At 68.5% G+C, this 7197-nt stretch carries 5 protein-coding genes; 2 read left to right on the top strand and 3 right to left on the bottom strand.

The features are described from left to right. Positions 1 to 1926, bottom strand: a 1926-nt coding sequence (locus J1C73_RS24005) for a SulP family inorganic anion transporter (RefSeq protein ID WP_242644623.1), incomplete at its 3' end; no start/stop codon positions are given. A gap of 285 nt (positions 1927 to 2211) precedes the next feature. On the opposite strand from J1C73_RS24005, the gene J1C73_RS24000 reads away from it, so the two are divergent. After that, the gene (locus J1C73_RS24000) at positions 2212 to 3549 is read left to right on the top strand and encodes a polysaccharide deacetylase family protein (protein ID WP_207318244.1); all 1338 of its coding nucleotides are present in this window, start codon (positions 2212 to 2214) and stop codon (positions 3547 to 3549) included. A gap of 238 nt (positions 3550 to 3787) precedes the next feature. Here J1C73_RS24000 and J1C73_RS23995 read toward each other — a convergent pair whose 3' ends face one another. Further along, the gene (locus tag J1C73_RS23995; protein WP_207318243.1) at positions 3788 to 4783 is read right to left on the bottom strand and encodes an ATP-binding protein; all 996 of its coding nucleotides are present in this window, start codon (positions 4781 to 4783) and stop codon (positions 3788 to 3790) included. Positions 4784 to 4885: 102 nt separating this feature from the next. Here J1C73_RS23995 and J1C73_RS23990 point away from each other — a divergent pair, with 102 nt between their 5' ends. Then, on the top strand, positions 4886 to 5710 hold the full coding sequence (locus J1C73_RS23990) for a Fic family protein (RefSeq protein ID WP_207318242.1): 825 nt from the start codon (positions 4886 to 4888) through the stop codon (positions 5708 to 5710). 512 nt (positions 5711 to 6222) lie between these two features. On the opposite strand, the gene J1C73_RS23985 is transcribed toward J1C73_RS23990, so the two are convergent. Next, positions 6223 to 7062: an HAD family hydrolase gene (locus tag J1C73_RS23985; RefSeq protein ID WP_207318241.1), complete on the bottom strand. Its 840-nt coding sequence runs from the start codon at positions 7060 to 7062 to the stop codon at positions 6223 to 6225. Between the last annotated feature and the right edge of the window lie 135 nt (positions 7063 to 7197).

Below are 7197 nucleotides of genomic sequence, written 5' to 3'. Positions count from 1 at the left end.
GTCCTTCACCTCCGGGGCGAGATGGGTGGCGGTGCCGGCGGGGGGCGCGGCGGACTCGGTGACCCCGGCGCACTCGGTGGCCTTGGCGGCCTCAGCGGATGTGCCGGCCTCGGCGGATGTGGAGACCTCGGCGGTGGTGCCGGGGATGCGGCGGTCGCGCCTGAAGCCGGTGAGGGGTACCTGCTCGGGCCGGTCGTGACAGTGGTGGTTGCGCCACGGTGTCCAGGGACGGCAGCAGGAGTGCGCTGCCGAGGCGGGCTCGGCGATCCGGCCACCGGACCTGCCGGCGAAGACAGCCCGGCCGCCGTGGGCGGTATGGGCATTGCTCCAGTCCTGGAACATCTCGAACGCCGCGTGATCGATGAAGAAGCCGTCCAGCTCGACGACCACGTCCGCGTTCTGGGGCAGCTGGCCCAGCGTCCGGTTGAGCCGTGGCACGGCCAGGAACGTCAACTGGCCCCGTACGACGACCAGATGCTGGCCGCTCTGTTCGGTCACGGTGATCCTGGTCCGCGCCAGTCGGTGCAGGGCGACGGCCACTGCCACCGCGATCCCGATCGCCACGCCCTTGAGGACACCGAAGAGCAGTACCCCGGAGATCGTCGCCCCGTACACCAGGAATTCCCGGTGCCTGTGGACGTTGCGGATGTGGGCGAAGTTCACCATCTGGATGCCGACCACCATCACGAGCGCGCCGAGGGCGGCCAGCGGGATCCACTCCAGCGCGGTGACCAGCAGACCGGTGGCGAGCAGCACCCAGACGCCATGCAGCACGGTGGAAGCACGGCTGGTCGCCCCGGCCCGTACATTCGCCGAACTGCGCACCGCGCCACCGGAGACCGCCAGCCCGCCCAGCAGACCCGATACCGCATTGGCGATGCCTTGTGCGCGTAGTTCCCGGTCGAGGTCCGAGCGCTTGACGGGGGGCGAGGCCGGGCCGGAGCCGGGCTCGGGGAGGTCAGCCGTGTGCTCGGACGGACGCTCGGCCGTGTGCTCGTCGTCCCGTTCGACAGCCGGGCCGGTAGACCGCTCGCTGCTCCGGTCGGCGGCCAGCTTGTCCACAGCGACGGCGGCGAGCATGGATTCCAGGCTTGCCACCAGCATCATGGTGAACACGGCTGTGGCCAGGCCGAGTACGGGTCCCTGCGGCATTTCGGGCAGGGCGTGCGAGCGCCAGGACGGCAGATCGACCCGTGCGATCGACGGTGCCGCGAAGGCCGCCACGGCAGTGGCGAGGGTCACGGAGACCAGGGCTGCCGGAATCCGCCGCATGACGCGGCCGGGCCGCCCCGGAATCCGGGGCCACAGCACCAGAATCGCGATGGTCAGACCGCCGATCAGCGGTGCGGCGGGGCCGACCTGCTCCAACCGGGCAGGCAGGGTGAGGGCATTGGAGACGGCTGAGCTCTCCGGTGAACCGCCCAGCACGATGTGCAGCTGAGCGAGCGCGATGGCCACGCCGATGCCGGCGAGCGTGCCGTGCACGATGGCGGGGCTGACGGCGAGCGCGCTGCGAGCGGCCCGCAGTGAACCCAGGAGGATCTGCAGCAGACCCGCGCCGATGGTGATCGCGCAGGTGGTGCGCCAGCCGTAGATCTGGATCAGCTCGGCGGTCACCACGGTCAGCCCGGCGGACGGCCCGGAGACCTGGAGCGGGGTGCCGCCGAGCAGACCGGCGACGATGCCGCCGACCGCGGCGGAGATGAGACCGGCTTCCAGCGGTGCATCCATGGCGACGGCCAGGCCGAGCGACATGGGGATGGCGAGCAGGAAGACGGTGATCGATGCGGACAGGTCGGCGCCCGCGATGCGGAATCGTCCGCCGCGACGCGGCGGCGGGCTGTGAGGTCGCTTGACCCCGGATGACCGGGGAGGGCGCGAACTGCGGGATGAGTGGTCATGGCGAGTGGGGACGCAGGCAGGCATGTTTCCCGTCTCCTCCGGGGCAGCGCGGTCGCGGAACGTGGGGACGCGGCCGTGGGTCACGGCGTGCAGCGGCGGGATATCTCAATTCTCGGTAAACAGATCGTAATGGAGAGTAAAGACTTGTGTCCATGATTGAGGGCAAATGGTCCATCTAATCACCCATTCCAGTGAATAGGCAGCTTTTCATTCGGCCTGTCGCGCGGATTTGTGTGCTGTGCGTGCGACTTTGACCGCGCCAGGACGGCACTTCGGCGCAACCGAACCTGCAAGGAAGAGGGTGGGCGGATGATGGCCGCCGCGAAGAGGATCGCCTTGGGCGTCATGGCCGTTGCGCTGGTCGCGGGAGTGGCCGGCTGCTCCGGGTCGGGCGAATCCGGGTCCGGTGTCGTGAGCGGAGCGGCCGGAGCGAAGAAGAAGGCCGTCGGCGAGGCTCCCAGGAGTGTGTTCCGGCTCATCGGTGACGGCTCCACGGCCTTTACCGGCGCTCAGCCGAAGCAGCCCGCGGTGCGGCGGCTGGCCCCCGGTCAAAAGCCCCCGCAGTTCGTGGTGTTCTCGTGGGACGGCGCAGGGGAGGACAGCCAGCGGCTCTTCTCGCACTTCCGCGAGGTGGGCAAGAAGTACGACGCGAACATGTCGTACTTCCTCAGCGGCGTGTACCTGCTGCCGGAAGCGAAGCGGAAGCTCTACGACCCGCCCAAGCACAACGCCGGCAGTTCCGACATCGGCTTCAACGACACCAAGGGGATCCGGGACACCCTCACTCAGGTCCGCGGTGCCTGGCTGGACGGCAACGAGATCGGCACCCACTTCAACGGCCACTTCTGCGGCAAGGACGGTGGAGTCGGCACCTGGTCCGTTGCCGAGTGGAAGAGCGAGATCAGCCAGGCGAAGTCCTTCGTGAAGGGCTGGAAGTCGAACGATCCCGAGCTCAAGGGCATGAAGCCGCTGCCCTTCGACTACGACAAGGAACTCATCGGCGGCCGCACCCCCTGCCTGGAGGGGCAGAAGAACATGGTGGCGGCCGCACGCTCGATGGGCTTCCGCTACGACTCCAGTGGTGTCAACGACCAGGTCTGGCCGAAGAAGAAGAGTGGTATCTGGGACCTCTCGATGCAGCTCGTCCCGGTGCCGGGGCGCGAATTCGAGACGCTGTCGATGGACTACAACTTCATGTTCAACCAGTCCGGTACGACGCAGGGTGACCCGGACCAGCACGAGTACTGGGGCAACCAGATGCGGGACGGCCTGCTCCAGGCCTTCGACCGCTCGTACGACGGAAACCGCGCCCCGCTGATCATCGGCAACCACTTCGAGTCCTGGAACGGCGGCACGTACATGCGCGCCATCGAGAAGACGATCGAGACCGTCTGCACCAAGCAGGGTGTGCGCTGCGTGTCCTTCAAGCAGCTGGCGGACTGGCTGGACGCGCAGGACCCGGCGGCGCTCGCGAAGCTCGGCACGCTGAAGGTCGGTGAGGCACCCAGGAAGAGCTGGGCGGCCTTCCTCGGCCGGGCCGCGAGTCCCGGCAAGGCCAAGGGCAAGGAAGAGGAGCAGGACAAGGCTGCCGCGAAGGTGCCCGCCGGGTCGGACGGGAAGCCCGCCGACCCGGACGCCCGCAAGTGAGGATGCGGCCGACTGGGGCTGCCGTGTCCCGTGTGCCCGATGCGGCCCCAGCCGGTGACCGGTGACCGGTGACCGGTCACCGGTGACCGGCGCCCGACGGGCCGGTGACCGAACCCGACCAGTGCCGGGCGCCCGGATGAACGGGGCCGGCCGGTGCCGGGCAGCTTGGAACCGGCCCGGCCCCGGCCGGCCGTGTTGGGGGTGCCCCGTACCGAAGTCGGTCAGGGGCACCGTCCGATCAGGCCGGCTGGGCTGCCCCGGTCTGGGCACCGTGCTCGTCGAGTACGAAGGCGGGGTCCACCTGGGCTGCCAGGTCGGCCCCTGTCTTCTCGTTGCCCCAGCTCTCCGCGTTCTTCAGATGGAAATGCACCATCTGCCGCGTGTAACGCTCCCAGTCGCGCTGTCCGTACGAGTCCTCCGCGGCGTTCTGCAGAGCCTGCAGGGCCATCCGGTTGTCCGCCTCCAGCAGCTCGAAGCGGGCTGGGCGGCCCTTCTCCATGGCCCGCACCCAGTCGGAATGGCCGACGGCGACCAGCAGGTCGTCGCCGACCTCGGCGCGCAGGAAGTCCAGATCGTCCTCCCCCTGCACTTTGTTGCCGACGACCTTCAGCGCGACTCCGAAGTCACGCGCGTACTCCTTGTACTGGCGGTAGACCGAGACTCCCTTGCGGGTCGGTTCCGCGACCAGGAACGTCATGTCGAAGCGGGTGAACATTCCCGAGGCGAAGGAGTCCGAGCCGGCGGTCATGTCGACCACGACGTACTCCTCGGGGCCGTCGACGAGATGGTTGAGGCAGAGCTCGACCGCGCCGACCTTGGAGTGATAGCAGGCCACCCCCAGGTCCGACTCGGTGAACGGCCCGGTGGCCATCAGCCGGATGTCCCCGTCGTCGAGCCCGACCGTGCGCGCGCATGCGTCGTAGATCGGGTTGTCCTCGCGCACACGGAGCAGTCGCGAGCCCTCGCCGGGCGGCGTCGTCTTGATCATCGTCTCGACCGAAGCGATGCGGGGATTGCTGCCGCGCAGATACTCCTTGATCAGAGGCAGCTGCGCTCCCATGGCGGGCAGCGCTGCGGCCTCCTCCTCGTCGAGGCCGAGCGCGGCCCCGAGATGCTGGTTGATGTCGGCGTCCACCGCGACGACGTGGGCCTCATTGGCGGCAAGGTGGCGGATGAAGAGCGAGGACAGCGTGGTCTTGCCGCTGCCGCCCTTCCCTACGAAAGCGATCTTCATGTTCACCTAGGGTAGTGGCACGATCGCTATCCGTTGTCGAACTTCGTGAAGAAGGCCACTCCGGGGGAGCAGGCGCGTGAGGGGCGCGTAGCCTCGCTACTTATGAGTACGACTTCCTCGGACCCGCTCGCCACTCTGGGTACCCTGCCGGGCGTGACGGACGCGGTGGACTCCGTACGCAAGGCTGTCGATCGCGTCTACGGTCACCGCGTCATGCGGCGCCGCAGCAACGAAGTCACCTCGGAGGCGGCCCTGCGGGGCGCCCGTGGGTCGGCCGCGCTCTCCGGTGCTGACTGGAACCTGGAAGAGGTGCGCCGACGTACCGACTTCACCGGGGACAGTGAAGCGCGTGTGGTCGGGGCTGCTCTGCGGTTGACCGCAGAGGCGGGCCAACTGCTCTCCATCTGGCGGCAGTCGCCGTTGCGTGTGCTGGCGAGGCTGCATCTGGTGGCGGCCGGTGGCGCGGCGCCCGAGGATGCCGTCGGCCGGCCCCGCCTGGCGGGTGAGCCGGTGGACGAGCCGCTGATCGAAGCGCCGCTGCCCGACGCCGATGAGGTGGCGGGGCGGCTGGAAGGGCTCAGCGGGCTCATCCTTTCGGGGAGTGAGGCGCCCGCTCTGGTGACGGCTGCGGTCGTGCACGGTGAACTGCTGGCCCTGCGTCCCTTCGGTTCGTACAACGGCCTGGTCGCGCGGACCGCCGAGCGGATCGTGCTGATCGGCAGCGGGCTCGACCCGAAGTCGATCTGTCCGGCAGAGGTCGGCCACGCCGAGCAAGGGCGGGCGGCGTACGTAGCAGCCTTCGAGGGTTATCTGTCGGGAACGCCGGAGGGGATGGCGGCCTGGATCGCGCACTGCGGGCGCGCGGCGGAACTCGGCGTCCGGGAATCGACGGCGGTCTGCGAGGCGCTCCAGCGCGGCGCCGCGTAGCGACCGGATGGCCGGAGATTCCCGGCGGCCCGGACGCCGGGGAGTGCCCGGCGAAAAGGGGTGCGGCGGTACCGACCTCGGTACCGCCGCTGGCATGTCCGCCCGGTTACCAAGCGTCCTCTATATATGCCCATCAGGTCGGGTGCTTTGCCCGTTCCTGGTGCGGCTGGCCCGTAATCGACGGGTCGACGTCGCGTGGGTGCCCGGCTTTCATGCGCGGTCCGTGGGGCCTTCTCTGCGTTACAGGTCATCCTCACGGATGTCCTTGGTCTCGCGGGCCGTTGAGTCCTTTGTACTCCTGGGGCCGGGTGAGCGGTAGTGCTGGCGGCACTTCTTTACTTTTGGGTTCAATTACGGACTAGTCGGTTCAATTGGGTGTGCAGGGAATTCGGGAGCGGTAATGGCGGCCCGCGGCTGATTTCCGGGGTATCCGGGGTGGTCGATGGCCCGGTTGGGCGGGGAGGGGCGTTCGTCGTCCGGGTTTCCGCCGACGGGGCCGAGGGCGGGCTGCGTCATGCGGACGCCGCGGCGGTGCGCCGGCGGGCGGTGTACCAGACGAGCCCGGCGGCGAGAGCGGCTGCGCCCACTGCTGCCGCGGCCATGAGTGCCGGGCGCGGCGGCAACGAGAAGGCGGGCAATCGCTGCTTGAGCCGGACCGGGCGGTCGAAGACGAGAATCGGCCACTCCCGGAGAGTCGCCTCGCGGCGTAGGGCGCGGTCCGGATTGACCGCGTGCGGATGGCCGACGGACTCCAGCATCGGCACATCGGTCGCGGAATCGCTGTAGGCGTAGCAGCGCGCGAGGTCGTAGCCCTCGGAAACGGCGAGGGCCTTGATGGCCTCTGCCTTCGTCGGCCCGTACGCGTAGTACTCCACCTCACCGGTGAAGCAGCCGTCGTCACCGACGACCATGCGCGTGGCGACGACGCGGTCGGCACCGAGCAGCTCACCGATCGGTTCGACGACCTCGGCGCCAGAGGCCGAGACGATGACCACATCGCGTCCCGCGGTGTGATGTTCCTCGATGAGCGTCGCCGCTTCGTCGTAGATGATCGGGTCGATCAGATCGTGCAGAGTCTCGGCGACGATTTCCTTCACCTGCTGGACGTTCCAGCCTTTGCAGAGCGCGGAGAGATACTCGCGCATCCGCTCCATCTGGTCGTGATCTGCGCCCCCGGCAAGGAACACGAACTGTGCGTACGCAGTGCGCAGTACGGCACGGCGGTTGATCAGCCCGCCTTGGTAGAAGGACTTGCTGAAGGTCAGCGTCGAAGACTTCGCAATGACCGTCTTGTCCAGGTCAAAGAAGGCTGCTGTGCGCGGCAAGAAGCAGTTTTCCACAAGGCAGAGCATAGAGGCCCACCATTCGGCGTAAACTCCGGCGCGTGGGTTTGCCTGAGAAGGCGCTCGGGTACACCATGGAAGTCACGGATCGTTCGCGACCGTGCTAACCCGGTCCGGCTCCTCCCCCCCCGAGTCGGCCGTGGG

It is taken from the genome of Streptomyces laculatispora (assembly GCF_017353455.1).
GTDB classification, from domain to species: Bacteria; Actinomycetota; Actinomycetes; order Streptomycetales; family Streptomycetaceae; genus Streptomyces; species Streptomyces laculatispora.
Note: the sequence above shows the minus strand (reverse complement) of the source record. Positions and strands in the feature narration are given on the sequence as shown.